A 26335-nucleotide genomic window follows, 5' to 3' on the forward strand; every position below is an offset into this window, starting at 1 on the left:
ACATCATCTGTAGGCCGGAAAAAACACAGCTGCCATCCGACGAAGTTATGCCTGATGCGCTTCGCTTATCAGGCCTACGGAGCGCACACATTTGTCGGCCGGATACGCCATCCAATCACACATTAAACAACGCCGTGGTATTACGATACAGCGCGTCAGCGATCACGTCCGCAGGTTCCGGGCGCAGATCGCATAAGACGTCGAAGACTCTGACTACCTGCTCCGGCCGGTTAGGCTGCCCCTGAAAGCCATTGAGCGGCATATCCGGCGCGTCGGTTTCCAGCAACAGCGATTCCAGCGGTAATTGCGCCATTACCTCGCGGGTTTTACTGGCGCGCGGATAGGTAATGGTGCCTCCCACGCCAATTTTGTATCCCAGTTGCACAAAGCGCTCTGCCTGCTGCACGCTCCCGGAAAAACCATGCACAACGCCAGTTCGCGGCAAAGCATGACGTTTCAGGTGCATCGCCAACTTGTCATGGGTGCGCCGCGAATGCAGGATCACCGGCAATTCGTACCGCTTCGCCAGCTTTAGTTGCGCTTCCAGCACCCACTCTTGCTTATCGAATTGCGGATCGTCCCGATACAGATCCAATCCAATCTCGCCTAGCGCCACCAGTTTTCGTGGGCGCTTATCCAGCTCCTGTTGCAACTGGTCCAGGCAGTCATCGCTATGTTGTTCAATAACAATGGGATGCAGACCAAGCGCGGCAAACAATGGAGGATAATTTTCCGCTAACGCCAGTACGCGGGGAAAATTCGCCGCCTGTGTGGCCGGAACGATAATGCTCTGTACACCAACCTCCACCGCGCGCTGAATGCTGGCAGATTCATCGCCGGTAAACGGCGGGAAATCAAAGTGACAATGCGTATCGATAAAACGATAACTCACGCCAAATCCTCATTATCAAACGTCGTGTCGTTCGCCTGAGGCACATTGGTCACCACTGGCACATGGGCATCGTTGGCCACCGGCGCGGGAGGAACTACCACCGGCCCCGGCACCACCATCTTCGGCGTCTGACGAGGCAGTGGCGCATTTTTCGCCAACAGTTTGCCGACTGTCGCCAGAAAGTAACGACCGCACAGGCGTCCGGTTTTGTAATCTTCCCGCAGTGCCGGAATACGGCTGCCCAACGCCATGCTATGGAGTGGTTTTGGCGGATAGATCTCAAAAATACGCAGCTTGCCCGGCGGCTTCTCAATAAAACTCTGGATAGCACGATAGCTGGTCTCATGATGCTGCACCAGATTCAGAAACGGTTGCAGGCTACTTTCACCCAACCAGCGCTCCATACGTTTGAACCACTGCGGGGTGTAGTACATTTGCGAAGGCACAGTGCGAATCACTACCAACGTTTTTGCCCCCTGCTTCGCTGCCTCCTGCACAGGTATGGCATCACTAACTCCTCCATCCAGATAGTTCACGCCGTCCAATACAACCCCTGTGCGGTAGAACCCGGGAATCGCGCTGGAGGCTCGAATGAGGTCGAGCCAGTTTTGCCGGTTCGGCGAAAAATAGCCGGGCGTGTAATCATCGCCCCGACAGGCGCACATATAAAATGCTTTCCCTGCGGCAAACAGGCGCTCGGCGTTGTCCATCGCCAGCGGCATATGCGTTGCAGTCGAATCCACCAGCCAGTCGAGATCGATCAGATTTCCCCCACGCACAAAACGCACCGGGTCAAAAAATTCGCGTCGGGTGGTGTAACGCATAATAACTTTGCGGCCGTAACCGGGCTGGTTACAGAGATAGGCTGAAAGGTTTTGCGCGCCAGCCGACGTCCCATAGTAGAGATCAAAGGGATTGAACTGCGCGCGCATGAACTCATCCAGTACGCCGGCGGTGAAGATGCCTCTTTGTCCCCCGCCCTCGCACACCAGCGCCACACTGCCTGGTTGAAATGGACGTAACGATAACGGCGCAATATTACCGAGCGTGACGGGTATTCTCTGCCCCACCTCTGCCTTCCTGTTGTTTTTGTAATAGAGCAACAAAGTAACGCAAATTGCCTGACGCTAAAACCGTAAAAGCCAGTCCAATGGACTGGCTTAGTAGCAATTTTTCTTTACGGTTTACGTACTAGGGTCGTTTACGCCCGGTAAACAGGCTGACCAGGAACAAAATGATCCCCACCACAAACACAATTTTCGCTGCGCCGGCTGCAGTACCCGCCAGTCCACCAAAACCGAGTGCGGCGGCAATTAACGCGATAACCAGAAATATGATGCCCCATCGAAACATATGCTTCTCCTTTACCATAGTTAATTTCACCGCTTGATATGAGCGCTCAGGCTGCCCATCGGCGATATTTTCAGTGTGGTGCACAACACGCCTCCCGACAAACGTCAGGAGGACGAATTAAGTCTAATTACTGAGTTTTGAGATCGTTTTTGACGCTTTTCACGCCATCAATCGCTTTGGCGATGCTCTCAGCACGATCGCTTTGAGCCTGTGAATCGACGGTGCCTGAAAGTTGCACAACGCCATCGGTGGTCTCAACTTTCACCTTGCGGGAAGGGACGATATCATCGGCCAGCAGCTTGGCTTTTACCTCACTGGTGATTGCCGTATCGCCCGCATAGCCTTTAACGGAGGTTTCTTTACTATCACGCACATGCAGTTTGTCGCTAACGGAGGTCACGCCCTCAACGCCTTTCGCCACTTTCACCGCTTCTTCGGCCTGTGCCTGGCTTTCAACAAACCCGCTTAGTGTCACCACCTTTTGATCTGTTTTGACGGAAATATCGGTGCTCTTAATGCTTTCGTGGTCCACCAGCGCGGCTTTTACTTTCGCGGTGATGGTGCTGTCATCCATGAAATTACCGACTTTGTTCATAGAGCTATCGACTTTCTGCCCCGCACTTTCGACGCCGGATTGCGCTTTATCCATCGTAGCGTTTTCTGCATAAGCAGAACCCGTTGCAACAGCGGAGGTCAGCATCACGGCCAGCAGCGTTTTAGAAATCTTAAGTCCTGTCATTGTCATCGATGTATTCCTGTATGTTTTGCTAAAAGCTATGCTCTGCCGTTACACGGCCTGAACCAGCAACTAATCTTGTAAGTGGAATAAATATCAGCAATAGACGCTGCAACAGGCAGCCTAAAAAGCATTAAACGCCGATATTTATGTCATCACATTGTTAAATATAGTTCACGATTTCGTGATCGCAGTCAGAATTGATTAAAAAACAGGCAAACAAAAGAAAAACGCGAGGTTTTAAGAACATTCCGCAAGGGATTTAAAAGACAGGAAAAGTTGCAGGACACGGCGGATACCGTGCCCTGGAAGGTCGATTAGTGTTCGCGTGTTTTACGGAACTGAACGTCCGGGTAACGTTCCTGGGTGAGATTCAGGTTAACCATGGTTGGTGCGATATAGGTGAGGTTATCGCCGCCATCAAGAGCTAGCTGAATTTCGTTCTTACGCTTAAATTCTTCGAATTTCTTCACGTCAGAACATTCTACCCAGCGCGCAGTCGCTACGTTGACAGATTCATAAATCGCTTCAACGTTGTACTCGCTCTTCAGACGTGAAACCACCACGTCAAACTGCAGCACACCCACCGCGCCCACGATCAGATCGTTATTGGCGATCGGACGGAATACCTGTACTGCGCCCTCTTCTGACAGCTGAACCAGCCCTTTCAGCAGCTGTTTCTGCTTCAATGGATCCTTCAGGCGAATACGGCGGAACAGCTCCGGTGCGAAGTTCGGAATACCGGTGAACTTCATCATTTCGCCCTGGGTAAAGGTATCGCCGATCTGGATAGTGCCGTGGTTATGCAGACCGAGAATATCGCCCGGATACGCTTCTTCCACATGAGAACGGTCACCGGCCATAAAGGTGAGTGCGTCGGAGATCACCACGTCTTTACCAATGCGCACCTGGCGCATTTTCATGCCTTTCTCATACTTGCCGGATACCACACGCATGAACGCCACGCGGTCACGGTGTTTCGGGTCCATGTTGGCCTGAATTTTAAACACGAAACCGGTGAACTTCTCTTCTGAGGCTTCGACGACGCGGGTGTCGGTTTTACGCGGCATCGGCGCAGGCGCCCACTCCACCAGGCCGTCCAGCATATGGTCAACGCCGAAGTTACCCAGCGCGGTACCGAAGAAGACCGGGGTGATTTCGCCCGCGAGGAACAGCTCATGGTCGAACTCGTTGGACGCGCCCTGCACCAGCTCCAGCTCGTCACGCAGCTGCTGCGCCAGGTCTTCACCCACGGCAGCATCAAGTTCCGGGTTGTTCAGACCTTTAACAACACGCACTTCCTGAATGGTGTGGCCTTTACCGGTCTGATACAGGTAAGTTTCATCTTTATAAAGGTGATAGACACCTTTGAACAACTTACCACAGCCAATCGGCCAGGTGATTGGCGCACAGCCGATTTTCAGTTCGTTCTCGACTTCATCCAGCAGCTCCATCGGATCGCGGATGTCACGGTCGAGTTTGTTCATAAAGGTCAGGATCGGCGTATCGCGCAGACGGGTAACTTCCATCAGCTTACGGGTACGATCCTCGACGCCTTTTGCGGCATCGATAACCATCAGGCAGCAGTCCACCGCCGTCAGAGTACGATAGGTATCTTCGGAGAAATCTTCGTGCCCCGGGGTGTCCAGCAGGTTCACCAGGCAGTCATGATACGGAAACTGCATCACAGAGGTGGTAATGGAGATACCACGCTGCTTTTCCATTTCCATCCAGTCAGATTTTGCATGCTGGCTGGAGCCACGGCCTTTTACCGTACCGGCGGTCTGAATGGCCTGTCCGAATAACAGTACCTTTTCAGTAATTGTCGTTTTACCGGCATCCGGGTGAGAAATAATGGCAAAAGTGCGGCGTTTGGCCACCTCTTGCAAATAAGGAGACAACGTCATAGTCAAATCTTCTTAGGTAAGCACGGCAACGGGCCGGGCAAGTTGAATACGAAAAATTGCGGCTATTTTACCCATCAACGGGGGGGAGGCAATCAGTGTTTACACAGGAGCTGCTCCAGTTCGCTTAATGACGCTACGGTCCAGGTCGGCTGAATGCCCGCTGGCTGCTCGCGGTGGTGCGTATTTAGCCAGCAGGTGGATAGCCCGGCGTTAATGCCGCCAAGAATATCGGACTCTGCGGTGTCACCCACCATCAGCACGCGAGAACGGTCAGGATTACCCGCCTGCTCCAGCGCATGGTCAAAAATACGGGGGTCGGGTTTTGCCACCCCAACCTGCTCAGAAATCACCAGCAGGTCGAAATAGTCGCGCAGCCCCGTCCGCTCAAGGCGGATTTGCTGCAACGCGGTAAAGCCGTTAGTAATGATGCCGATTTTCGTTTTATCACGAATCGCATTGAGCAGAGAAACCGCCCCCGGCAACGGTGAGCAGATCTCCGCCATCGCATTGATGAATGCGTCATTAAGCTGGCCCGGTTCAACCTTCAGGCGTTCGGCCCAGCTCTGAAAACGGGCATGCTGCAGTTGTAATGAGGTAATCGCGCCGTTTTGGTAATCCACCCACAGCGGTTTATTCACGGCCTGGTAGTCCTGAAAATCTTCAGCGGTAAAGGTAATGCTAAAGTCGAGAAACATCCGCTGTAAGCCGGTAAACGAGTCAAACGTAAACAGCGTTTCGTCGGCATCAAAGAAAATCCAGTCCCACTTCTTCATCATTACACCTTATCTTACATGCTGATTGGCAACGCCATGATGATGGCGTCTTCGTGACCATCGGCCGTTGGATAGTAGTTGCGACGGATCGTCGCCTCGTTAAAGCCTAAGCTTTCGTACAGCGCGATAGCGGCCGCATTCGAGGCGCGCACTTCAAGCCACAGGGTCAAAATGCCACGCTTTTCCAGCTCATCGATCAGATGCTCCAGCAGCTCACGCCCCAGGCCCCGGCGCTGAAAGTCAGGATCGACGGCGATATTGAACAACGTCGCTTCATCCAGTACGACCTGCGTAATTGCAAAGGCGGCCATCACGTCGTCAACCCTCAACTGAAAATTGAGGTAGCGATCGCCCTGGTTGCTGGCAAATGTTTTTTCACTCCACGGAAAAGCGTGGGCGCGTTTTTCAATCTGAAATGCTGCGGGTAAATCAGTCGGCTCGAGGGAAGAAATCGTGTTCATATGCGCAGATTTGTTGCCATAACGCGGCGCGTGCCGCTGGGTTTTCCCGTAATTCATTAAACGCAGGACTCTCGACCTGAGCGCCCTCCAGCAGCAGCGGCTCTTCGGTTCCCAGCCACCAGCTATTACAGCGACTGCCTTGCGGCAGCATGGCGACACGGTCAGGCGTCAGTTGTAAAACCTGATCCGGGCTAACGGTTAATGCGCGTAAAATATCGCTGATCAACGGTTCGGTTAGCGCGGGTAACTGTGCAGCAACCATCACCAAACGGACATGCGCAGGAATGGAAATCGCGATCTCGCCCTGCAGTGCGCCAGGACGACGCAACGACCACTGCGTAATGCCCAGTTGCTGTAACTGCCAGTCTCGTCGGGATGTCATAGCGAAACACTCCTGTCTATCAGGGGCGCAAATATAGCAAATTTGTCGAATCCGTGCCATCAAACAACTATAATCCCCCGCTGTACAATTTAAGGAGCATTCCATGTCTGCTTTTACCCCGGCAAGTGAAGTCTTGCTGCGCCACAGTGATGATTTCGAACAAAGCCGTATTCTGTTTGCCGGTGATTTGCAGGATGACCTGCCTGCCCATTTTGAAAGCGCCGCCAGCCGTGCGCACACCCAGCAACTTCACCACTGGCAGGTGCTTAACCGCCAGATGGGCGACAACATCCGCTTCAGCCTCGTCGCGCAGGCCGATGACGTTGCCGATAGCGATACGCTGATCTACTACTGGCCGAAGAATAAGCCGGAAGCCCAGTTCCAGTTGATGAACATTCTGTCGCTGTTACCGGTGGGCACCGATATTTTTGTTGTCGGTGAGAATCGCAGCGGTGTACGTAGCGCAGAGCAGATGCTGGCCGAATACGCACCGTTAAACAAAGTCGACAGCGCACGTCGCTGTGGCCTGTACCACGGTCGTCTGGAAAAACAGCCGGTCTTTGATGCAGAAAAATACTGGGATGAATACCAGACAGAAAATCTGACCATCAAAACGCTGCCGGGCGTCTTCAGCCGTGACGGCCTGGATGTTGGCAGCCAACTGCTGCTCTCCACGCTGACGCCGCACACCAAAGGCAAAGTGCTGGATGTCGGCTGTGGCGCAGGCGTTCTCTCCGTCGCCTTAGCCAGCCACTCGCCGAAAGTGCGCTTAACCCTGTGCGATGTTAGCGCCGCCGCCGTTGAAGCCAGCCGCGCAACGCTTGCAGCCAACGGCATTGAAGGTGACGTCATCGCCAGTAACGTCTTTTCTGACGTGACGGGTCGATTTGATATGATCATCTCCAACCCGCCGTTCCACGACGGTATGCAGACCAGCCTTGATGCAGCACAAACGCTGATTCGCGGAGCCGTGCGTCATCTGAACAGCGGTGGTGAACTGCGTATTGTGGCGAACGCCTTCCTGCCTTATCCGAAGGTACTGGATGAAGTGTTTGGCTTCCACGAAGTTATCGCGCAGACCGGGCGCTTCAAGGTCTATCGCACCATCATGACGCGTCAGGCGAAAAAAGCCTAACTGCTCCAGGCCAGATAAGGCGTTTACGCCGCCATCCGGCGTGACACCGAGCAACGCCGGATGGCGCTATCGCTTATCCGGCCTGCATAAAACACCAAAGCCGAAGAAACGCCTTTTTTTTCGGCAATCACGTTAAGTTCGATAATTAACAGTTGACGCCCTGCATAAAATCTCTAAAATCCGCCCCCGTGGTAACGATACTTTTTGAGTGTCGATGGTATGCGAAGGTGGCGGAATTGGTAGACGCGCTAGCTTCAGGTGTTAGTGTCCTTTCGGACGTGGGGGTTCAAGTCCCCCCCCTCGCACCATAATCCACGTTGATATTGCTCGCACTGGGCGAAGGTGGCGGAATTGGTAGACGCGCTAGCTTCAGGTGTTAGTGTCCTTAGGATGTGGGGGTTCGAGTCCCCCCCCTCGCACCAACGAGGCGATATCAAAAAAATAAGATGACTGTGCGAAGGTGGCGGAATTGGTAGACGCGCTAGCTTCAGGTGTTAGTGTCCTTAGGATGTGGGGGTTCGAGTCCCCCCCCTCGCACCAATTATCTTATTTCCCTCTCGATTTCCTTCTCTGTTTTGTTCATCCCTGATTCCAGTTCATCATTACCAAAACAATGCCACCAATCAGTGCCGCGCATGAAGGTAACAAAACAAAGTGCCGTAAACGTTTGTGGTACAGCATGAGCGAAGTCAGCAGTAATCCTAATACAATCATCACCTTCCATACGTAGACCGACAGGTCGCTATATGCCATCCCGGCAATCAGCATTCCCGGCAGCAGAACACCCCATCCACTGCCCAGCGTACGTTGCAACATGATTTCACCTATGACATTGATAATGATAACCAATATCATATGATAAAATTTCTCATTTGTCAGCCGTGAAGCACTATCAATTATATGAGTTTTACTTAACGATTGATGACATGAATAATCCAAGGTGATAAATTGCTCACCGGTTAGCTCTTCAACTAAAAACAATAAAAACCTCTGCGAATGATACCCCGTTCGTTATTTGTTTTATTTACCAACACACCTTCGTACATTGCAGATAACTAACAATATTTACCTATGACAGTACAATCCTGGCGAACTCTGCGCACAAAAAAATACCAACTCTCTTTACGACTGTTTCTACTGCTCAACGCAGTCTCCGCGCTGTTTACGCTTTTTTTCCCTCTGTTTGCGGTCAAAGCCTTATCAGTACCGGCGTTGCTGATGCTGGTGATGAGTACACTGCTGCTGGTATGGCATGGGAAATACGCGGATAAAAGAATTAATCTCCCTTTTATTTCAATCGTTTTTGGCTTGTTATGGGCGTTACATATATTCTTGAAATATAACGCTCTAGGTCAGAATGATTATTATTTCCTGTTAATAGCGCTGCTCAGCGTACTGTTTATTGGCTCTATCGCTTTTGCCAATAATATCATCGCGTTTACGCTCCACTCACTCCCCTCCGTCGCCGTTTGTTTATGGCTTAACGGCAGCGAACATGGTTTGCGGATTTTCTATTTTATGGCGCTGCCTATGGCCGGTATCGCCATCCAGCATGTGATACAAAAGCGCTACGATGGATTCGCTCAGCAACTGATGTACAAACTGCTGGAGGAGAGGGAAACCCTGAACGGGCTCAGCATGCTCGACCCGCTAACCGGTTTGTATAATCGCCGGGGGCTGCAACACCGGCTCGATACGCTGTTGGCTCTGAGTAATTCGAGGCACTTCGTTCTGCTGTTGGATATCGACCATTTCAAATCCTATAACGATCATTACGGACATATGATGGGCGACCAGGCGTTGATCCGTGTTTCTGCCGCCATCCGAGACTCCGTACGCTCCCGGGATGTGGTGGCGCGTTTTGGCGGTGAAGAGTTTATGATTTTGCTGACCGCGGTCGATCCACAGCAGGCCCAGGCTGCCGCCGAACGTATCCGCCAGAAAGTGTACGATCTTAAAATCCCTCACATGTTTAATGAGAGCGTGGCAACCAACGTAACCGTCAGTATCGGCATTGCACCTCTGGTAAAACAGGATATTGATGCTGCTATCGCCAAAGCGGATAAAGCCCTTTACGAGGCCAAGAATCTTGGACGTAACAATACGCTGGTCAGCGATGAGCTGCGGGTAAACTGCCCCTCTACCTGAGCTTTCTGTGCGCTGCCGCTCGGGATGGCGACAAAGATCTTGCCATCGCTCAATGTCAATTATAGGATTAGCAATCATTATCATTAAGATTAACATCCTTATATCGACATGGCTTATCGTTCCGCACCGATCGTTGAAGATGTCATCTGGCGTAGCCATCTCCCCTCAGAGATGCCCTCGCTGGCTGCTGCCGTACGCGCAACGATAGCCAAAACTCGCGAGCACCTGCTGGACTTCATTCGTCTTGACGAAACGCCTGTGCCAGGCGCAATGACGCTGCATGAATGGACGCAACCGGCGACGCTTAGCTCGCTGCTGGCCGTTTATTCAGACCATATCTATCGCAACCAACCCACGCTACCCCGCGAAAATAAGCCCCTGATTTCTCTTTGGGCGCAATGGTATATCGGCCTGATGATGCCTCCGTTAATGGTGGCCCTACTGACGCAAAAAGAGGCTATCGACGTCTCTCCTGAACATATGCGCGCAGAGTTTCACGAAACGGGCCGTGCGGCCTGCTTCTGGATCGACGTCCATCAGGATCACCAGGCAACAGCTCTGTCCCCTCAACAACGCATGGAAACGCTGATTCTCTCAGCGCTGACGCCGGTTGTGCAGGCGCTGGAAGCGACGGGCGAGATCAACGCGAAGCTTATCTGGAGCAACACCGGATATTTAATTCACTGGTATTTAACGGAAATGAAGCCGTTGCTAGGTGAGGAACTGCTGACCACGCTGCGCCAGACCTGCTTTTTTGAGAAACAACTCTCCTGCGGTCAGGATAACCCTCTGTGGCGAACCGTTGTTCCGCGCGAGGGGCTGTTAGTACGCAGAACCTGCTGCCAACGCTATCGCCTGCCTGACGTTCAGCAATGCGGAGACTGCACGCTGAAGTAAGCGAGGAGCCGTAGCCCCTCGCCAGATATTTATGCAACCTGCTGGTTTTCCTCTTCCATACGCTGCGCTTCTTCTTTTTCCTGCGCCAATAGCTGCTTTTCGTAGACCTTAAAGAATGGGAAGTAGATAACGGCCGACACCAGCGCCAACAGCACCACCAGGATAGCCGCACGATAATCCCAGCCTAATGCCCATGCCGCGCCAACCGGTGCCGGTGCGGTCCAGGGAACCACTGAAATGACCCGCCCAATTAAATCCAGTTTCATCGCCGCCCAGGCCAGTACCGCATTCACCATTGGGGCCAGCAGGAAAGGGATAAAAAACACCGGGTTCATGACAATCGGCGTACCAAAAATCACCGGTTCGTTAATATTAAAAATGCTGGGGACTACGCTCAGACGCCCAATCGAGCGTAGATGAGCCGAACGACTACGCAGATAGCAAATCACCAACCCCATCGTTGCGCCTGACCCACCGACCACAATAAAGAACGTCCAGAACGCTTCCATAAAGATATGCGGTAACGGCGCGCCCTGCGCCAGCGCCGACTGGTTCATTCCAAGATTAGTTAGCCAGAACATTTGCAGCATTCCCGACACAATTGCCGCGCCGTGAATACCCGCAAACCACAATAGGTGGCCAATCAATACCGCCAGAAGTATCGCCGGCAGAGAATCTGCAGCCGACACCAGTGGTTTAAAGATGGCCATAATGGCCTGCGGGATCAGCATGTCAAACTGCGACTGTATCACCAGACTCAGCGGGTAAAGCGTCAGTACTACCACCAGCACCGGGATCAGCAGATCGAAAGAGTTTTTGATCATCGGCGGCACCTGATCGGGTAAACGGATGCCGATGTTGTGCGCCTTCAGGAAGCGCATCATTTCAACACAGTAAATGGCCACCAGGATGGCGGTGAAAATCCCCGTTCCTCCCAGGCTATCAACCGGCATTGTGCCTTTGGTTTTTGGCGCGGCAATCAGCAAAAAAGCCATGATTGATAGCATCGCACACATAAACGGATCTAACTGATGCGACTTCACATAGTGCTTACCCAGGTTATAAGCAATAGCCGCACATATGTAGACCGACATAATCCCCATCGTCATATCAAACGGTGTGAGGATTTGGCCTTCAAACTGTTTTGCCAGATCCAGCCACACGCGGGCGAATCCCCAGGTGGTATCCGGAGAAAAAGGCGGGTAGGCAAAAACCAGCAGAAAAGAGCCTACAATCATAAAAGGCATCGCCGAAATAAAACCGTCGCGAATGGCCATTACATGTCGTTGCGAAGAGATGCGCCCGGCGACAGGACTAACGTAATTTTCAACAAAACGGAAAATTACGTTAAACACAGCATGGTTAGTAGACATAGCCGTTCTCCCGTTGTGCAAAACCCTGCAACGGTGCTGGCATCAACACCGCCACCACGTAAAGCCCATTACCACTTTTCGCAACCGTGCCGGGAGGAACACCAGCGCTACCGCTTTTCGAGTTAAGTTTCATAGATGGCTCTTATTATGTGATACAGAGGAAGTGACAACTTCAGTATTAATCGTCATTTCAGCATTCTGCAACCGGTTACTGTAACCGGTTTCTTTGATTGTGAAGAAGATCGAAAAACTGCTAATGTTGCTATGTTGTTACAATAAAATATTTACAGTGTGGTTGCCCCTATGACAAATTACATCCTGCAATTTTCTGCTGTGCAGGGCTATCTGTAAGCGTTAGGGAGAGAAGAATGAGTTTGCAATCAGTACGCCAATTCCTGGCGCAACATGCACCAGATATCGAGATCATCGAATTAAACCAGAGCACAGCAACCGTTGATCTGGCAGCAAAAGCCCATAACGTTGAACCTGGCCAAATAGCGAAAACACTTTCGCTAAAGGTGAAGAACGATATCATCCTGGTCGTGGCAAAAGGCGATGCCAGACTGGATAATAAAAAGCTAAAGAGTACGTTCGGTGCTAAAGCCCGAATGTTAAGTAGTGATGAGGTCGTGAACGCGACGGGGCACCCCGTTGGAGGCGTTTGCCCCTTCGGATTAGAAACACCGATATCAGTGTACTGTGATGTTTCTCTGAAACACTACGCTGAAGTGCTGCCTGCCGCAGGTGCCATCCACAGCGCGGTTCGCATCACGCCTGAAAGGATGGCTGAACTGACTTCTGCCACCTGGGTTGACGTGTGTCAGTAATGTTTCACACGCTAAACCGGCGGCCAAACCCGGCAAGAAACACGTCAACGTTGCCCGTCACGAAACCGCCTGCATAAAAGGCGCTGGCTCTCCAGCACGCAGATACAGCAGGATATCGGCCGCATCCAGTAACCCGGCATCCGAGCTGACCCCCAGTTTGGACATCACATTAAATTTGTGTGCCCGAATGGTTTTGATGTTCCGTTCAAGCTGAACAGCAATCTGTGGCATCGAATAACCATTCGACATAAAGCGCAGTATTTCTCGTTCTGTCGGACTGAGCATACGGCTTTGATTAATATACCAATGGTTTTTCGTGCCTTCGGTTCCCCGGCCAGGGCTGCTTAACGCCGTAAATAACGCGTCCTGCAACACCGTTAACGAAGAAGCTTTACTCACAACGCCATCTAACGGCAAGGGGGACAGGGAACCAATTAAACGCGCTTCAGCGTCATCATCGGCAATCACCACACGGCGAATCCGCGGATAATTTATCGCCAGCTCCGTTAAATAGGCCAACCCTGCTCTACGATCGGTTCTGATTGCAGAGAGGGAAAAAATAACTGCCGAAAACGACATCTTTAACATTGCCTGGCTAAAAGCGGGCTGGTTTGAAAAGAGATGAAGTTTATATTGGTCATCCGGTATGGTATTAAATAAACTCTTAATACCCACACTGCTCATCGTGCACTTTTCTACCAGTGCAACGTTTCTTTTGATGATTCTGCTTTCCATTCCGTGGTTTCTCCATAAACTGAAGGTAAATTAAGTTCTCGCGATCCTTGAGAACTATTTATCCAGGCATACATTTCTGCATTGCTATTTATCGACAAGCGACGCATAGCGCTATTCTTTTGGGCACTTATTGTTTTATTGCTTTTTTTCAGCAACGCCGCAATCTGGTTAATCCCCCAGCCTTTCCCAAGGAGGCGCAATACTTTTCTTTCAGAGAGAGTGAGAACAATAGATCGTGCGCTATGGTCTAACAATTGCGGCATAGCAGGCGGAGAGAGCAGTGCCTTGCTTATTCTCTCTGCTCGTGTATTTCCCGCGTGAATGACATTCACTAAACTTTCAATCGGCTCGGCGTCAGAGAGCAGCGAACTGACAGGACACATCAGTAGTTCAACCGCCAGAGGATAAAAGATACGAGATACGAGAAATACCCAGTGAATATCACGATATTGAGATAATAAAGAATAATATTGCTCGCAGACTGAACGAGGATAATTGCAGTCTCCGGTTAAATCAGCAATCACCAAATCAGCACACCGTAGCTGTAATAACGTCAGTTCTTCAACAGAACGACAGTAGGTAAGTTCGTAATCGGAGAACTTTCCCTGCATTATACCTTTAAGCCCAGTTTGTATAATCGGTGATTTACTAATAATAATTGCGTTTTTGCAGCGTCCTGGCAACATATCCCCTCCACACTCACCAGTCCGCAATCGTACTTAATTAAATCTTCCCGGGTGGATTAATAATCTTAACTCACAGGAAAATACTCCGAACAATAAGCGGGGTGAATTGTTATCCTTGGTATTTATTTCAAAAAGTATTGACGGCACCATCCAAATAGCGCCAAATTCTAAGCTATTATTGCACAATTACGTATAAATACATTATCTGTACAATTATAATAACTACAATAGATCGTTAGCATGGCTTACGTATTTGCCATCCGGAAAAATAACGCTACATTTCAATCATGTCTCCCCCTCGTACCTTAGCGAACGGGAGCGTTAAGATACCGCAACCGTATCACCTGTGTCTTTTTTCGACACAAAGATTGATCTTAGCCAGAGCCAGCGGGCTCATGCTTCATGATAAAAAGAAGACATTCGTCACTCAAAGAGATCCTTTTCAGTCAGAGCGAACCATGCAAACAGAGCAGTCGTCACAGCGAACGGTTACACGGTTATGTATTCAATGCGGACTTTTTTTACTTCAGCATGGGGCAGAAAGCGCTCTGGTTGACGAGTTATCCACCCGACTCGGGCTGGCACTTGGCATGGATAGCGTAGAAAGCGCCATCTCCTCTAACGCTATCGTCCTGACCACCATTAAAGACGGGCAATGCCTGACATCAACGCGAAAAAATCAGGATCGCGGCATTAATATGCACGTCGTGACGGAAGTGCAGCACATTGTCATTTTGGCGGAACATAAACTGCTGGATATTAAAGGGGTAGAGAAACGCTTTAGCCAGATTAAGCCGCTACGCTATCCAAGATGGCTGGTCGCCTTCATGGTCGGCTTGTCCTGCGCCTGCTTTTGTAAGCTCAATAACGGCGGATGGGATGGTGCGGTGATCACTTTTTTCGCCAGCATGGTGGCAATGTATATCCGTCAGATTCTGGCATCCCGGCATTTGCACCCACAAATTAACTTTTGCATCACCGCGTTTGTGGCGACAACGATTTCTGGTCTGCTGCTGACGCTACCGACGTTTAACCACACCCCGACCATCGCCATGGCTGCCAGCGTGCTGCTGCTGGTTCCAGGCTTTCCGCTGATCAACTCCGTCGCGGATATGTTTAAGGGACACATTAATACCGGGCTCGCCCGCTGGGCAATTGCCAGTTTGCTTACACTGGCGACCTGCATTGGCGTGGTCATGTCGATGACCTTATGGGGGCTGCGCGGATGGGCGTGATCGATTTCATGTTGGCGTTAATGCAGGACATGATCCTGTCGGCGATCCCGGCAGTAGGCTTTGCCATGGTATTTAATGTCCCTCATCGGGCGCTCCCCTGGTGTGCGTTACTCGGCGCGCTCGGTCACGGTTCGCGAATGGCAATGATGAGCGCAGGGTTTAATATCGAATGGTCAACCTTTATGGCATCGCTGCTGGTCGGCTGCATTGGGATCCAGTGGTCGCGTTGGTATCTGGCGCATCCGAAAGTCTTTACCGTTGCGGCAGTGATCCCGATGTTTCCTGGGATCTCCGCCTACACCGCCATGATCTCGGCGGTAAAAATCGGCCATTTTGGCTACAGCGAAGCGCTGATGATCACCCTGCTGACCAATTTCCTGAAAGCCTCATCAATTGTCGGCGCGCTCTCCATCGGACTATCCGTGCCAGGGTTATGGCTGTATCGCAAACGCCCACGCGTTTGACGGTGCACTTTCTTTAATGCCATGCAGAGAGGGGAATCTCCCCCCTCATCTGCTGCTCTCCTTCTTCTCTGTGTTACTATAAAAGCAGTCCCCTTCTCGGTTGTTGTTCAGTATTGAGAAACATTATGCCCTGCAAAATTTTGACGCCAGACGTCACTAGCATTGACGCCTTACTACACGATCACCACGCCGTGCTGGCCAGGTCTGCGGGTGGCACCGTAGCCGTATTCGCTAACAATGCGCCAGCGTTTTACGCGGTGACGCCTGCGAGACTGGCTGAGCTGTTGGCGCTTGAGGAGAAACTGTCACGCCCGGGAAGCGATGTGACATTAGATGATCAATTTTATGAAGAGCCGCAAGCTGCTCCCGTTGCCGTACCAATGGGGAAATTTGCGATGTACGCTGCCTGGCAGCCTGATGCCGACTTTCAGCGTCAGGCCGCTTTATGGGGCGTAGCGTTGAGAGAGCCGGTTACTGCTGAAGAACTGGCCTCATTTGTTGCCTACTGGCAGGCTGAAGGAAAAGTCTTTCACCATATTCAGTGGCAGCAAAAACTGGCGCGCAGCATTCAGATTGGACGGGCCAGCAATGGCGGAATGCCAAAGCGCGATGTGAACAGCGTCAGTGAACCTGACAGCCACATTCCACCGGGTTTTAGAGGATAACGATGAAAAACGTTGGCGACCTGATGAAACGTCTGCAAAAAATGATGCCACCTAATGTCGAGCCCGCCTTTAAAACGGGCGAAGAGCTGCTGGCATGGCAAAAAGAGCAAGGTGAAATTCGTGCCGCAGCGCTGGCCCGCGAAAACCGGGCTATGAAAATGCAGCGCACATTCAATCGTTCCGGTATCCGCCCGCTGCATCAGAACTGTTCGTTCGAAAACTATCGGGTAGAGTGCGAAGGTCAGATGAACGCCCTGAGCAAAGCCCGCCAGTATGTTGAAGAGTTTGACGGCAACATCGCCAGCTTTATCTTCTCCGGCAAACCCGGCACCGGCAAAAACCATTTAGCCGCCGCCATCTGCAACGAACTGCTGCTGCGTGGTAAGTCAGTGTTGATCATTACCGTGGCCGATATAATGTCGGCGATGAAAGAAACGTTCAGTAATCGTGAAACCAGCGAAGAACAGCTGCTCAACGATCTGAGCAATGTGGATCTGCTGGTGATCGACGAGATCGGCATGCAGACCGAATCCCGCTATGAAAAAGTGATCATTAATCAGATTGTCGATCGCCGTTCGTCCTCAAAACGTCCGACCGGCATGTTAACTAACAGCAATATGGATGAAATGAACAAGCTGCTCGGCGAGCGCGTGATGGATCGTATGCGCCTTGGCAACAGCCTGTGGGTCATTTTTAACTGGGAAAGCTACCGTAGTCGGGTCACCGGTAAAGAGTATTAACGTATTAGGACCACTCCTAAGACTGCCAGCGCTATACTGCGCTGAAAAGGCATAACACGAGTTGCATATAATGATGAAAACTACCAAACGTCTGCTGTGCTGTGCGCTTGCCGCCAGCACGCTCATCTCTACCAGCGTTTTCGCCGCCTCCTGGCAGGATTCGCTCTCCAGCGCGGCCAGTGAGCTGAGCAAACAAAGCTCCGGCTCGCAAAGCAGCTCGTCGCTCTCTTCCCTGACCAGCCTGCTGAATGGCAGCAATCAGTCGTTGACCTCCAGCAGCATGAATAACGCCGCCGGGATCCTGGAATATTGCGCGAAACAGAAGCTGGCCTCGGTCACCGACACGCAAAACGTCAAAAACCAGGTGCTGGATAAACTAGGGCTCAGTGCTCCTGAGCAGAAGCAAGACACCAACTATATGGACGGGATTCAGGGTCTGCTCAACGCCAAAGATGGTCAACAGCTGGACCTGAACACGATTGGCAACAGCTCGCTGGCGAAGCAGGTAAAAACCAAGGCCTGCGATCTGGTGTTAAAACAGGGCATGAACTTCATTTCCTGACGCACGACATGCCGCGTATAACCTGCGCGGCATCTATTTATTTTCGACAATACATTCACATTCCAAATAAACAGTATTTCCCCACAAAAACGCGCATAACTAAACCAATTCTGAATAACAACGTAATTTAATGTCACTACAATTGCAGCAATGTAACAACGCTATTACATTGTTCTCTCACCAAATGATTAGCCTGCCAGGCAATTGCCCGGTTTACTGAGGATCGACCGTTGTCAGAATTAATCTCCATCACTCTGTTTCTCGCTTCAGTGCTGATTTATGCCTGGAAAGCGGGTCGCAACACCTGGTGGTTTGCCGCCACGTTAACGGTGCTGGGGATTTTTATTGTCTTGAATATCACGCTGTACGCCAGTGACTATTTCACCGGCGACGGGATCAATGACGCGGTTCTGTACACGCTGACCAACAGCCTGACCGGTGCAGGTATCGGCAAATATATCCTGCCGGGCGTTGGGATCGCGCTGGCGCTGACGACCGTTTTTGTCGCTCTCGGCTGGGTTCTGCGCCGCCGTCGCCATCACCCGCATCACGTGGGTTACAGTCTGCTGGCCCTGCTGCTGGCGCTGGCCTCCGTTGACGCCAGCCCGGCGTTTCACCAGATAACCGAACTGGTGAAGTCGCAGTCACGCGATGGCGACCCGGATTTCCCGACGTATTATAAAGAGCCATCAAAAACCATTCCCAACCCGAAGCTGAACCTGGTTTATATCTACGGCGAAAGCCTCGAAGGCACCTATTTTAATAACGACGCATTCCCGGATCTGACCCCGGAACTCGGCGCGTTGAAAAACGAAGGTCTGGATTTCAGCAACACCATGCAGCTGCCGGGTACGGATTACACCATCGCGGGCATGGTCGCCTCCCAGTGCGGTATTCCGCTGTTTGCGCCGTTTGAAGGCAACGCCTCTGCGTCTGTTTCAAGTTTCTTCCCTAACAATATTTGTCTGGGCGATATCCTGAAAAACTCCGGCTATCAGAACTACTTTGTGCAGGGTGCCAACCTGCGCTTTGCTGGCAAAGACGTGTTCCTGAAATCTCACGGCTTTGACCATCTGTATGGTGCGGAAGAGTTAAAAAGCGTGGTGGCGGACCCGGCCTATCGTAACGACTGGGGCTTCTACGACGATACCGTACTGGACGAAGCGTGGAAAAAATTCGAAGAGCTTTCGCGCTCGGGCCAGCGTTTTTCACTGTTTACCCTGACCGTGGATACCCATCATCCGGATGGATTTATCTCCCGTAGCTGCAACCGTAAACGTTATGACATCGACGGGAAGGCCAACCAATCGTTCAGCGCGGTCAGCTGCAGCCAGGAAAACATTGCCGAATTTATCAATAAAATCAAAGCATCGCCGTGGTTTAAAGATACCATTATCGTGGTGTCTTCCGATCATCTGGCGATGAACAACACCGCATGGAAGTATCTGAACAAGCAGGACCGCAACAACCTGTTCTTCGTGCTGCGCGGCGATCAACCGCAACAGGACACGCTGGCGGTGAAACGTAATACGATGGATAACGGCGCAACGGTACTGGATATTCTCGGCGGCGATAACTTTATCGGCCTTGGCCGCAGCAGCTTGTCGAGCGAATCCGTGTCGGAAGTGTTCCTGAACATCAAAGAAAAAATGCTGGCGTGGAAGCCCGATATCATTCGCCTGTGGAATTTCCCGAAAGAGATGAAAGAGTTCACCGTCGACCAGGACAAAAATATGATCTCTTTCTCCGGCAGTCATTTCCGCCTGCCGCTGCTGCTGCGCGTATCGGACAAACGCGTCGAGCCGCTGCCGGAAAGCGAATACTCGGCCCCGCTGCGCTTCCAACTGGCAGATTTCGCCCCACGCGATAACTTCGTCTGGGTCGATCGCTGCTACAAAATGGCGCAACTGTGGGCGCCGGAGCTGGCGCTTTCTACCGACTGGTGCGTATCACAGGGGCAGTTGGGCGGGCAGCAAATCGTACAGCACGTCGATAAAGCTAAGTGGAAAAGTAAAACCGTATTTAAAGACACGGTGATCGACATGGAGCGCTATAAAGGTAACGTCGATACGCTGAAAATTGTCGATAATGACATTCGCTACAAAGCAGATAGCTTCGTTTTCAACGTGGCGGGCGCGCCGGAAGAGGTCAAACAGTTTAGCGGCATTTCACGCCCCGAATCCTGGGGACGCTGGTCCAATGCGCAGCTCGGCGAAGAAATAACGATTGAGTACAAAGCCCCGCTACCGAAGAAATTCGATCTGGTCATTACCGCGAAAGCCTTCGGCGACAATGCTAATCGCCCTATTCCCGTGCGCGTTGGCAACGAGGAACAGACGCTGGTGTTAGGCCATGACGTCACCACCACCATCTTACATTTTGATAACCCGGCTGATGCCGATACGCTGGTAATTGTTCCACCCGATCCGGTCGCCACCAACGAGGGTAATATTCTCGGTCACTCACCGCGTAAGCTGGGGGTCGGGATGGTTGAAATCAAAGTCGTGGCTCAGGGTTCGTAACATGAAAGGCCTGATAGCGCTTTGCTTATCAGGCCTATCGTGAACCAAATGTATTGTCTGAAAAAAAACAGCGCCCAACACCACACCGGGCGCTGCATGGCAACCTTATTCCAGACCGTTCACCGTCTGGCGCATACCCTGCACCAGAATCATCTCCAGATTGGCCGTGACCTGCCCGGCAAGGCCAGGTAACAACGTCAAATCCTCTCCCCAGTGCGCCGCATCGCCAAGCACGGCATCCACCAGTTCACGCAGCGTTAAATCATTGCCAACTCGCGGCCACAGGCTGGCATAGAGGCTTACCCACTGCTCATCATCCTGTATTGGATAGCGTTCCCCGTCGCGTTCTGCACGATAAAACGCCAGCAGCGCAGCGAGGGCAAACGTTAACCGCACGGGCCAGCGCCCATTGTGCTGACCCGCCAGCAGCTGCGGCAAAATTCGGGTGCGGAATTTGGTCATCCCATTAAGCGCAATGGAAAGCAACTGGTGGCGAATGTAGGGGTTCTGAAAACGCCCGCTCACCGCGTCGGCAAATTCACGCAATTCGTCCGCCGGGAGATCCAACACCGGAATAATCTCCTCACTAATCGCTCGTTCGACAAAGCGGCGGACATCAGCATCCTGCATCGCCTCACCAACGGTCTCCAGCCCGCACAGCCACGCGACCGGCACCAGAGCCGTATGCGCACCATTGAGGATAGCGACCTTGCGCTCTTTGTACGGTTTGATATCGCTCACCACCCGGATATTCAGCGGACACTGCGCCAGCTTCAGCTCCTCTGCCAGCCACTGCGGCCCCTGGATCACAAACAGGTAAAAATGCTCCGCGGTATCGAGAAACGTATCGTGATAGCCTAGCGTAGCCTCCAGCGCAGCGGCTTCTTCACGCGGATAGCCGGTGACAATACGGTCGACCAGCGTGGAACAGAACGTGTTTGCCGTCTCCACCCAGTCGGCAAATGCCGGAGGAAGTTGCCACTCCTGCGCATACCGCAGCACCAGCGTTTTGAGCGCCTCACCGTTATAGTCGATAAGCTCGCACGGGATAATTACCCAGCCCTTATCCACCGCGCCCGCAAAGTGGTTAAAGCGCTCCAACAGCAGGCGTGTCAGCTTGGCCGGAAAACTCACCGGCGGCGCATCATCCACACGGTCCGCTGCGTGATAGCTAATTCCGGCTTCGGTGGTATTCGAAAACACAAAACGGATTTCCGCATTGTGCGCCAGCGCCAGATACGCCGCGAAATCCTGATACGGATTGATTTCGTTATTCACCGAACGGATAAGCCGCGCCTCACTCACCGCCTCGCCCTGCTCGTTTAGCCCGCGAATAAGCGTGGTATACAGCCCGTCCTGGGTATTCAGCGACGGCGGAAAATCGGTATTGATCGGGCGAACGATGGTCACGCCAGCGTTCAGATCGGTTTGCTCGTTGAGGATATCCAGTTGCCAGTCAACAAACGCCCGCAGGAAGTTTCCTTCACCAAACTGGATCACGCGCGTTGGGTAGCTGGCCCCCGGAAAATCACGTCGATTCAATGTCTTCATCGCATTTCCCCTCTCAGAACGTGATCACGCCTTTAATCAGCTCACGGTTGTTAATCACATCCCGCTCGTAGATTTCTGCCAGTGTGGCAAACGCGTAACGGTGCGTAAGCATCATGTCAGCGGTCAGTTTGCCTTCCGACATCAGACGGCCCACTTTGGCGAAATCTTCCGGCGTGGCGTTGCGACTGCCCATCATGGTGGTCTCTTTCTTGTGGAACTCCGGATCAGAGAACTGCAAATCGCCTTTGAACAGCCCAACGAAAACGATGCTGCCGCCATGACGAATCAAATTCACCGTGTTGTTCATCGCATGCTGATTCCCCGTGGCATCAATAACCTTTTGCGCCAACGAACCGCCAAACTGAGCGCGCAGCTGCGCATCAAAATCTTCAGCGGATGGGTCGATAACCGGGAGTCCCAACCGGGAAGACACGTGCTCCCGGCGTGCTGGACTGGTATCGGCGACCACCACCTGTGCGCCATCGGCTTTGGCAATCGCTGCCGCCCCCAGACCAATCGGACCCGCGCCGACCACCAGTACCTGCTCACCCGGAGCCACCGCCGCCCGGCGTACCGCATGGGCGCTGATGGCATAAGGCTCAATCAGCGCCGCCGCCTGTGGGTCAATCCCCTGCGCATCCAGCAGGTTGGTCACCGGAACGGACAGATATTCACTGAAACCGCCATCCTGGTGCACGCCAATCACTGAAATCTTCTCGCAGCAGTTGGTGCGCCCGCTCAGGCATGCCGGACACTGCTGGCAGGCCACGTAAGGAATAACCGCCACCTGCTGACCATTTTTCAGATTCTGTATATTCTTACCCAGACCGACAATTTCCCCACATATTTCATGCCCTAATACACGCGGGTAGCTGAAAAAAGGTTGATTGCCACCCCAGGCATGAATATCGGTACCACAAATTCCTACCGACTTAATTTTAATTAATGCTTCACCCTCACTCGGAATAGGTATTTCGCGCTCTTTCCAGACTAATTTTTTAGGTTCCTGGCAAATCAACGTATTCATCGTAGACATGATTCTGCTCTCCTGTTTTTTTGTTGCCTCAGATATCAACGAAAATAAAAAAGACGGAGAAAGCAGAAACACAATCTGTGAATCCCAGCGCATAAAAATGTTTTAAATCGGGTTTTAATAGATAAAAAGGAGAAGCCATGAGCCGTTCGCAGAACTTACGCCACAATGTGATTAACCAGATAATCGATGATATGGCGCGTGGTCATATCCCTTCCCCACTCCCCTCACAAAGCGCACTGGCGGAGATGTACAACATCAGCCGCACCACCGTGCGCCATATGCTGAGCCACTTAGGCGAGTGCGGCGTTCTGACCCAGGTCGGCAGCCACTACGTCATCGTGCGAAAACCCGACCATGACGATGGTTTTGCCTGCACCACCGCCTCCATGACCGAGCAAAACCGGATTTTTGAACAGGCGTTTTTCACCATGATCAACCAGCGACAGCTGCGTGCAGGCGAGAGCTTCTCCGAACTGCAGCTTGCCAGAGCTGCAGGCGTCAGCCCGGTGGTAGTGCGGGAATACCTTTTAAAATTCGAACGTTACAACCTGATTAAAAACGAAAAACGCGGTCAGTGGAGCATGAAGCAGTTCGATCAGGCCTATGCGGAACAGCTGTTTGAACTCAGAGAGATGCTGGAAACGCATTCTCTGCAGCATTTCCTCAATCTGCCGGACGATGACCCGCGCTGGTTGCAGGCTAAAACGCTGCTGGAGCGCCATCGGATCCTACGCGACAGCATTGGCAGCAGCTTTCGCATGTTCTCGCAGTTAGATCGTGAGTTCCATGCTTTGCTACTCTCTGCTGCCGATAATGTATTTTTTAATCAATCACTTGAAATCATCTCCGTGATTTTCCACTTCCACTATCAGTGGGATGAGAGCGACCTCAAGCAGCGTAACATCATTGCCATTGATGAGCATATGACCATCCTCAGCGCGCTAATATGTCGCAGCGACCTGGATGCCACCCTCGCGCTCTGTAACCATTTGAATTCAGCCAAACAATCGATGATTCGCTCCATCAACCAGGGTTGTAACGTCGCTCATTAAGTACCGATAAAAAACAGCAAATCATTACCGGGAGCACGATTTTATAAAAATAAAAACGCCTGAAAAATACCTCTTGCCTATGCTCACGCTAAGTCGACTGCATTAAAAACTTTTGTGAGCAGTGATGAGCAAATTGATTCATCACTGGTATTTTTTCAATACTGCACAGTCCTGCTGTGTGAAAAATAAATTATTGAGGTTCAGGAGTCCGGCGTGGAAAAAAATAATATTACCCTCGACCCAAGTTCTTCGTTTGGCACGTCGTCATCTGCGGATATTAATGTTCCGCCTGAGGGCATGGTGCAACGCAGTAGCCGAATTAAACGTATCCAGACCACAGCAATGATTTTATTATTTTTTGCTGCGGTGATTAATTACCTCGACCGCAGCTCACTGTCGGTCGCCAACTTAACGATTCGTGAAGAACTGGGGTTGAGCGCCACGCAAATCGGCGTGCTGCTGTCGGTATTCTCTCTTGCTTACGGTATTGCGCAACTGCCCTGCGGTCCGCTGCTGGATCGCAAAGGTCCGCGCATTATGCTGGGACTGGGGATGTTCTTCTGGTCGCTGTTTCAGGCACTATCCGGCATGGTGCACAGCTTCACCCAGTTTGTGTTGGTGCGTATCGGGATGGGGATCGGCGAAGCGCCAATGAACCCGTGCGGCGTAAAGGTCATCAACGACTGGTTTAACATCAAAGAGCGCGGCCGCCCGATGGGATTATTCAACGCCGCCTCCACCATCGGGGTTGCCATTAGCCCGCCGATTCTGGCTGCCATGATGCTGGTAATGGGCTGGCGCTGGATGTTCATCACCATTGGCGTGCTGGGTATTTTCCTCGCCATCGGCTGGTACATGCTGTATCGCAACCGCGAGCAAATTGAGCTGAGCGCCACGGAACAAGCGTACCTGAACGCTGGCAGCGTCAATGCCCGCCGCGATCCGCTGAGCTTTGCCGAATGGCGCAGCCTGTTCCGCAACCGTACCATGTGGGGCATGATGCTGGGCTTTAGCGGCATCAACTATACCGCATGGCTATACCTGGCCTGGCTGCCGGGCTACCTGCAAACCTCCTACAACCTGGATTTAAAAAGCACCGGATTAATGGCGGCGATCCCGTTCCTGTTTGGCGCAGCCGGCATGCTAATTAACGGTTTTGTCACCGACTGGCTGGTGAAAGGCGGTATGGCGCCGATTAAGAGCCGTAAGATTTGTATTATCGCCGGGATGTTCTGCTCCGCAGCCTTCACCTTCGTCGTGCCGCAGGCCACAACGTCAATGGCCGCCGTGTTACTGATCGGTATGGCGCTGTTCTGTATCCACTTCGCAGGTACCTCGTGCTGGGGTCTGATCCACGTCGCCGTCGCCTCACGTATGACCGCTTCCGTGGGCAGTATCCAGAACTTTGCCAGCTTTATCTGCGCGTCGTTCGCACCGATCGTCACCGGTTTTATTGTTGATACCACCAACTCTTTCCGCCTGGCGCTTATCATCTGCGGCTGCGTCACCATGGTGGGTGCCCTCGCCTACATCTTCCTGGTTCGCCAACCCATCAGCGATCCGCGTAAAGATTAATCCTCCAGATGCCCGATAACACCACGTTTATCGGGCATGTTATGCTCCTCGTATGAACATCACCTTGCGCGCCACTACCCTGGCAGATACTGCCGCTCTTCCCGCCATCGAACGATCTGCGGGGCAACGTTTTTTACGCATCCCCGAACTGGCGTGGATTGCTGAAGACCAGATTTTATCGGCTGCTCAGCATCAGGCTTTTGCCGCCGCAGGCATGAGCTGGCTGGCGCAGGTCGATGCACTTCCGGTCGGTTTTTTGGTTGCCGAAACGCTGGGGTCATCGCTGTTTATTGCTGAACTGTCGCTGCATCTGGAGTGGCAGGGAAAAGGAATTGGCCGCAGATTGATTGAGTATGTTGCCGAACAGGCGCGCAAGAAAGGTTACACGTCGCTCACGCTGACCACCTTCCGCGATGTGACGTGGAATGCGCCGTGGTACGCGCGACTGGGATTTGAAATGCTGGCTGACGAGACGCTGCCTGAAAAGTTGCGCCAGAAAAGAGAAGAGGAAGCAGCGCATGGACTGGCATTTGAATCGCGCTGCGCCATGCATCTGATGTTGCGCTAATTGCCCGATGGCGGCTACGCCTTATCGGGCCTACGTAACATTTCCGGTAAGCCCGATAAG

28 protein-coding genes and 3 tRNA genes are annotated in these 26335 nt (G+C 52.1%); 16 read left to right on the forward strand and 15 right to left on the reverse strand.

Annotated elements, in window-relative coordinates; genetic code table 11:
- Positions 1–115 precede the first annotated feature (115 nt).
- The 8 genes from OGX89_RS03805 to holD all read right to left on the reverse strand — a co-directional run bounded on the left by OGX89_RS03805 (position 116) and on the right by holD (position 6504).
- Positions 116–892 carry a metal-dependent hydrolase gene (locus tag OGX89_RS03805; protein WP_003829976.1) on the reverse strand — a complete coding sequence of 259 codons (777 nt, stop codon included), beginning with the start codon at positions 890–892 and terminating at the stop codon, positions 116–118.
- On the reverse strand, positions 889–1962 hold the full coding sequence (locus tag OGX89_RS03810) for a patatin-like phospholipase family protein (RefSeq protein ID WP_126956944.1): 1074 nt from the start codon (positions 1960–1962) through the stop codon (positions 889–891). Before OGX89_RS03810 ends, OGX89_RS03805 begins: the two co-directional genes overlap by 4 nt.
- Positions 1963–2083: 121 nt before the next feature.
- Positions 2084–2245: a DUF1328 domain-containing protein gene (locus OGX89_RS03815; protein WP_003019081.1), complete on the reverse strand. Its 162-nt coding sequence runs from the start codon at positions 2243–2245 to the stop codon at positions 2084–2086.
- Positions 2246–2372: 127 nt separating this feature from the next.
- Positions 2373–2990 (reverse strand): molecular chaperone OsmY, encoded by a 618-nt coding sequence (osmY, locus tag OGX89_RS03820; protein ID WP_003829980.1) that lies wholly within the window; start codon positions 2988–2990, stop codon positions 2373–2375.
- Positions 2991–3298: 308 nt separating this feature from the next.
- Complete coding sequence (prfC, locus tag OGX89_RS03825; RefSeq protein WP_003829982.1) at positions 3299–4888, reverse strand: peptide chain release factor 3; 1590 nt, start codon at positions 4886–4888, stop codon at positions 3299–3301.
- A 92-nt stretch (positions 4889–4980) separates the two neighbouring features.
- The gene (gene yjjG, locus OGX89_RS03830; protein WP_003829984.1) at positions 4981–5661 is read right to left on the reverse strand and encodes a pyrimidine 5'-nucleotidase; all 681 of its coding nucleotides are present in this window, start codon (positions 5659–5661) and stop codon (positions 4981–4983) included.
- Between the two features lie 14 nt (positions 5662–5675).
- Positions 5676–6122: a ribosomal protein S18-alanine N-acetyltransferase gene (rimI, locus tag OGX89_RS03835; protein WP_003829985.1), complete on the reverse strand. Its 447-nt coding sequence runs from the start codon at positions 6120–6122 to the stop codon at positions 5676–5678.
- Positions 6091–6504, reverse strand: a complete 414-nt coding sequence (gene holD, locus OGX89_RS03840; RefSeq protein ID WP_126956946.1) for a DNA polymerase III subunit psi — start codon at positions 6502–6504, stop codon at positions 6091–6093. Before holD ends, rimI begins: the two co-directional genes overlap by 32 nt.
- A gap of 103 nt (positions 6505–6607) precedes the next feature.
- Here holD and rsmC point away from each other — a divergent pair, with 103 nt between their 5' ends.
- The 4 genes from rsmC (at position 6608) to OGX89_RS03860 (ending at position 8179) form a co-directional block, all read left to right on the forward strand.
- A complete protein-coding gene (gene rsmC / locus OGX89_RS03845; RefSeq protein ID WP_126956948.1) occupies positions 6608–7639 on the forward strand; it encodes a 16S rRNA (guanine(1207)-N(2))-methyltransferase RsmC in 1032 nt (343 codons plus the stop codon).
- Positions 7640–7860: 221 nt separating this feature from the next.
- Positions 7861–7947, forward strand: a tRNA-Leu gene (locus OGX89_RS03850).
- Between the two features lie 28 nt (positions 7948–7975).
- Positions 7976–8061, forward strand: a tRNA-Leu gene (locus tag OGX89_RS03855).
- Positions 8062–8093: 32 nt separating this feature from the next.
- Positions 8094–8179: transfer RNA gene (locus tag OGX89_RS03860), tRNA-Leu, on the forward strand.
- A 39-nt stretch (positions 8180–8218) separates the two neighbouring features.
- Here OGX89_RS03860 and OGX89_RS03865 read toward each other — a convergent pair.
- Positions 8219–8455 (reverse strand): DUF1435 domain-containing protein, encoded by a 237-nt coding sequence (locus OGX89_RS03865; RefSeq protein ID WP_003019100.1) that lies wholly within the window; start codon positions 8453–8455, stop codon positions 8219–8221.
- 255 nt (positions 8456–8710) lie between these two features.
- Here OGX89_RS03865 and OGX89_RS03870 point away from each other — a divergent pair, with 255 nt between their 5' ends.
- Both OGX89_RS03870 and fhuF read left to right on the forward strand, forming a co-directional pair.
- Positions 8711–9787 (forward strand): diguanylate cyclase, encoded by a 1077-nt coding sequence (locus tag OGX89_RS03870; protein ID WP_126957786.1) that lies wholly within the window; start codon positions 8711–8713, stop codon positions 9785–9787.
- A gap of 108 nt (positions 9788–9895) precedes the next feature.
- Positions 9896–10684: a siderophore-iron reductase FhuF gene (gene fhuF, locus OGX89_RS03875; protein WP_126957784.1), complete on the forward strand. Its 789-nt coding sequence runs from the start codon at positions 9896–9898 to the stop codon at positions 10682–10684.
- Between the two features lie 29 nt (positions 10685–10713).
- On the opposite strand, the gene OGX89_RS03880 is transcribed toward fhuF, so the two are convergent.
- Both OGX89_RS03880 and OGX89_RS03885 read right to left on the reverse strand, forming a co-directional pair.
- The gene (locus OGX89_RS03880; protein WP_063941069.1) at positions 10714–12057 is read right to left on the reverse strand and encodes a PTS sugar transporter subunit IIC; all 1344 of its coding nucleotides are present in this window, start codon (positions 12055–12057) and stop codon (positions 10714–10716) included.
- Positions 12047–12190 (reverse strand): hypothetical protein, encoded by a 144-nt coding sequence (locus OGX89_RS03885; RefSeq protein ID WP_003829999.1) that lies wholly within the window; start codon positions 12188–12190, stop codon positions 12047–12049. Before OGX89_RS03885 ends, OGX89_RS03880 begins: the two co-directional genes overlap by 11 nt.
- Positions 12191–12425: 235 nt before the next feature.
- On the opposite strand from OGX89_RS03885, the gene OGX89_RS03890 reads away from it, so the two are divergent.
- A complete protein-coding gene (locus OGX89_RS03890; protein WP_003830001.1) occupies positions 12426–12884 on the forward strand; it encodes a YbaK/EbsC family protein in 459 nt (152 codons plus the stop codon).
- Positions 12885–12941: 57 nt separating this feature from the next.
- Here OGX89_RS03890 and bglJ read toward each other — a convergent pair whose 3' ends face one another.
- Both bglJ and OGX89_RS03900 read right to left on the reverse strand, forming a co-directional pair.
- Positions 12942–13619 (reverse strand): DNA-binding transcriptional activator BglJ, encoded by a 678-nt coding sequence (gene bglJ, locus OGX89_RS03895; protein WP_003830003.1) that lies wholly within the window; start codon positions 13617–13619, stop codon positions 12942–12944.
- Positions 13580–14305, reverse strand: a complete 726-nt coding sequence (locus tag OGX89_RS03900) for a helix-turn-helix transcriptional regulator (RefSeq protein ID WP_003830004.1) — start codon at positions 14303–14305, stop codon at positions 13580–13582. Before OGX89_RS03900 ends, bglJ begins: the two co-directional genes overlap by 40 nt.
- 458 nt (positions 14306–14763) lie before the next feature.
- Here OGX89_RS03900 and OGX89_RS03905 point away from each other — a divergent pair, with 458 nt between their 5' ends.
- From OGX89_RS03905 to opgB, 6 genes are all read left to right on the forward strand, one after another.
- A complete protein-coding gene (locus tag OGX89_RS03905) occupies positions 14764–15540 on the forward strand; it encodes a threonine/serine exporter family protein (RefSeq protein WP_003830006.1) in 777 nt (258 codons plus the stop codon).
- Complete coding sequence (locus OGX89_RS03910; protein WP_003830008.1) at positions 15531–16004, forward strand: threonine/serine exporter; 474 nt, start codon at positions 15531–15533, stop codon at positions 16002–16004. Before OGX89_RS03905 ends, OGX89_RS03910 begins: the two co-directional genes overlap by 10 nt.
- Before the next feature lie 125 nt (positions 16005–16129).
- Positions 16130–16669 (forward strand): primosomal protein DnaT, encoded by a 540-nt coding sequence (gene dnaT / locus OGX89_RS03915; RefSeq protein ID WP_126957782.1) that lies wholly within the window; start codon positions 16130–16132, stop codon positions 16667–16669.
- A gap of 2 nt (positions 16670–16671) precedes the next feature.
- Positions 16672–17409 carry a replicative helicase loader DnaC gene (gene dnaC, locus OGX89_RS03920; protein WP_003019133.1) on the forward strand — a complete coding sequence of 246 codons (738 nt, stop codon included), beginning with the start codon at positions 16672–16674 and terminating at the stop codon, positions 17407–17409.
- Positions 17410–17479: 70 nt separating this feature from the next.
- Positions 17480–17971: a YjjA family protein gene (locus OGX89_RS03925; protein WP_003830016.1), complete on the forward strand. Its 492-nt coding sequence runs from the start codon at positions 17480–17482 to the stop codon at positions 17969–17971.
- Between the two features lie 230 nt (positions 17972–18201).
- Entirely contained in the window at positions 18202–20493 is a 2292-nt protein-coding gene (opgB, locus tag OGX89_RS03930; RefSeq protein ID WP_126957780.1) for a phosphatidylglycerol--membrane-oligosaccharide glycerophosphotransferase, read from the forward strand.
- Between the two features lie 105 nt (positions 20494–20598).
- On the opposite strand, the gene OGX89_RS03935 is transcribed toward opgB, so the two are convergent.
- Positions 20599–22044 carry a tagaturonate reductase gene (locus OGX89_RS03935; RefSeq protein ID WP_126957778.1) on the reverse strand — a complete coding sequence of 482 codons (1446 nt, stop codon included), beginning with the start codon at positions 22042–22044 and terminating at the stop codon, positions 20599–20601.
- A 13-nt stretch (positions 22045–22057) separates the two neighbouring features.
- Positions 22058–23080: a zinc-binding alcohol dehydrogenase family protein gene (locus tag OGX89_RS03940; RefSeq protein WP_126957776.1), complete on the reverse strand. Its 1023-nt coding sequence runs from the start codon at positions 23078–23080 to the stop codon at positions 22058–22060.
- Positions 23081–23217: 137 nt separating this feature from the next.
- Between OGX89_RS03940 and OGX89_RS03945 the strand changes: the two genes are divergently transcribed.
- The 3 genes from OGX89_RS03945 to OGX89_RS03955 all read left to right on the forward strand — a co-directional run bounded on the left by OGX89_RS03945 (position 23218) and on the right by OGX89_RS03955 (position 26275).
- Positions 23218–24132: a GntR family transcriptional regulator gene (locus OGX89_RS03945; RefSeq protein ID WP_003830023.1), complete on the forward strand. Its 915-nt coding sequence runs from the start codon at positions 23218–23220 to the stop codon at positions 24130–24132.
- Between the two features lie 213 nt (positions 24133–24345).
- The gene (locus OGX89_RS03950; protein ID WP_003830025.1) at positions 24346–25707 is read left to right on the forward strand and encodes an MFS transporter; all 1362 of its coding nucleotides are present in this window, start codon (positions 24346–24348) and stop codon (positions 25705–25707) included.
- Between the two features lie 52 nt (positions 25708–25759).
- On the forward strand, positions 25760–26275 hold the full coding sequence (locus tag OGX89_RS03955; protein WP_126957774.1) for a GNAT family N-acetyltransferase: 516 nt from the start codon (positions 25760–25762) through the stop codon (positions 26273–26275).
- Positions 26276–26335 lie beyond the last annotated feature (60 nt).

Origin of the sequence: Citrobacter sp. Cpo103 (assembly GCF_030332605.1) — a bacterium.
GTDB classification, from domain to species: domain Bacteria; phylum Pseudomonadota; class Gammaproteobacteria; order Enterobacterales; family Enterobacteriaceae; genus Citrobacter; species Citrobacter portucalensis.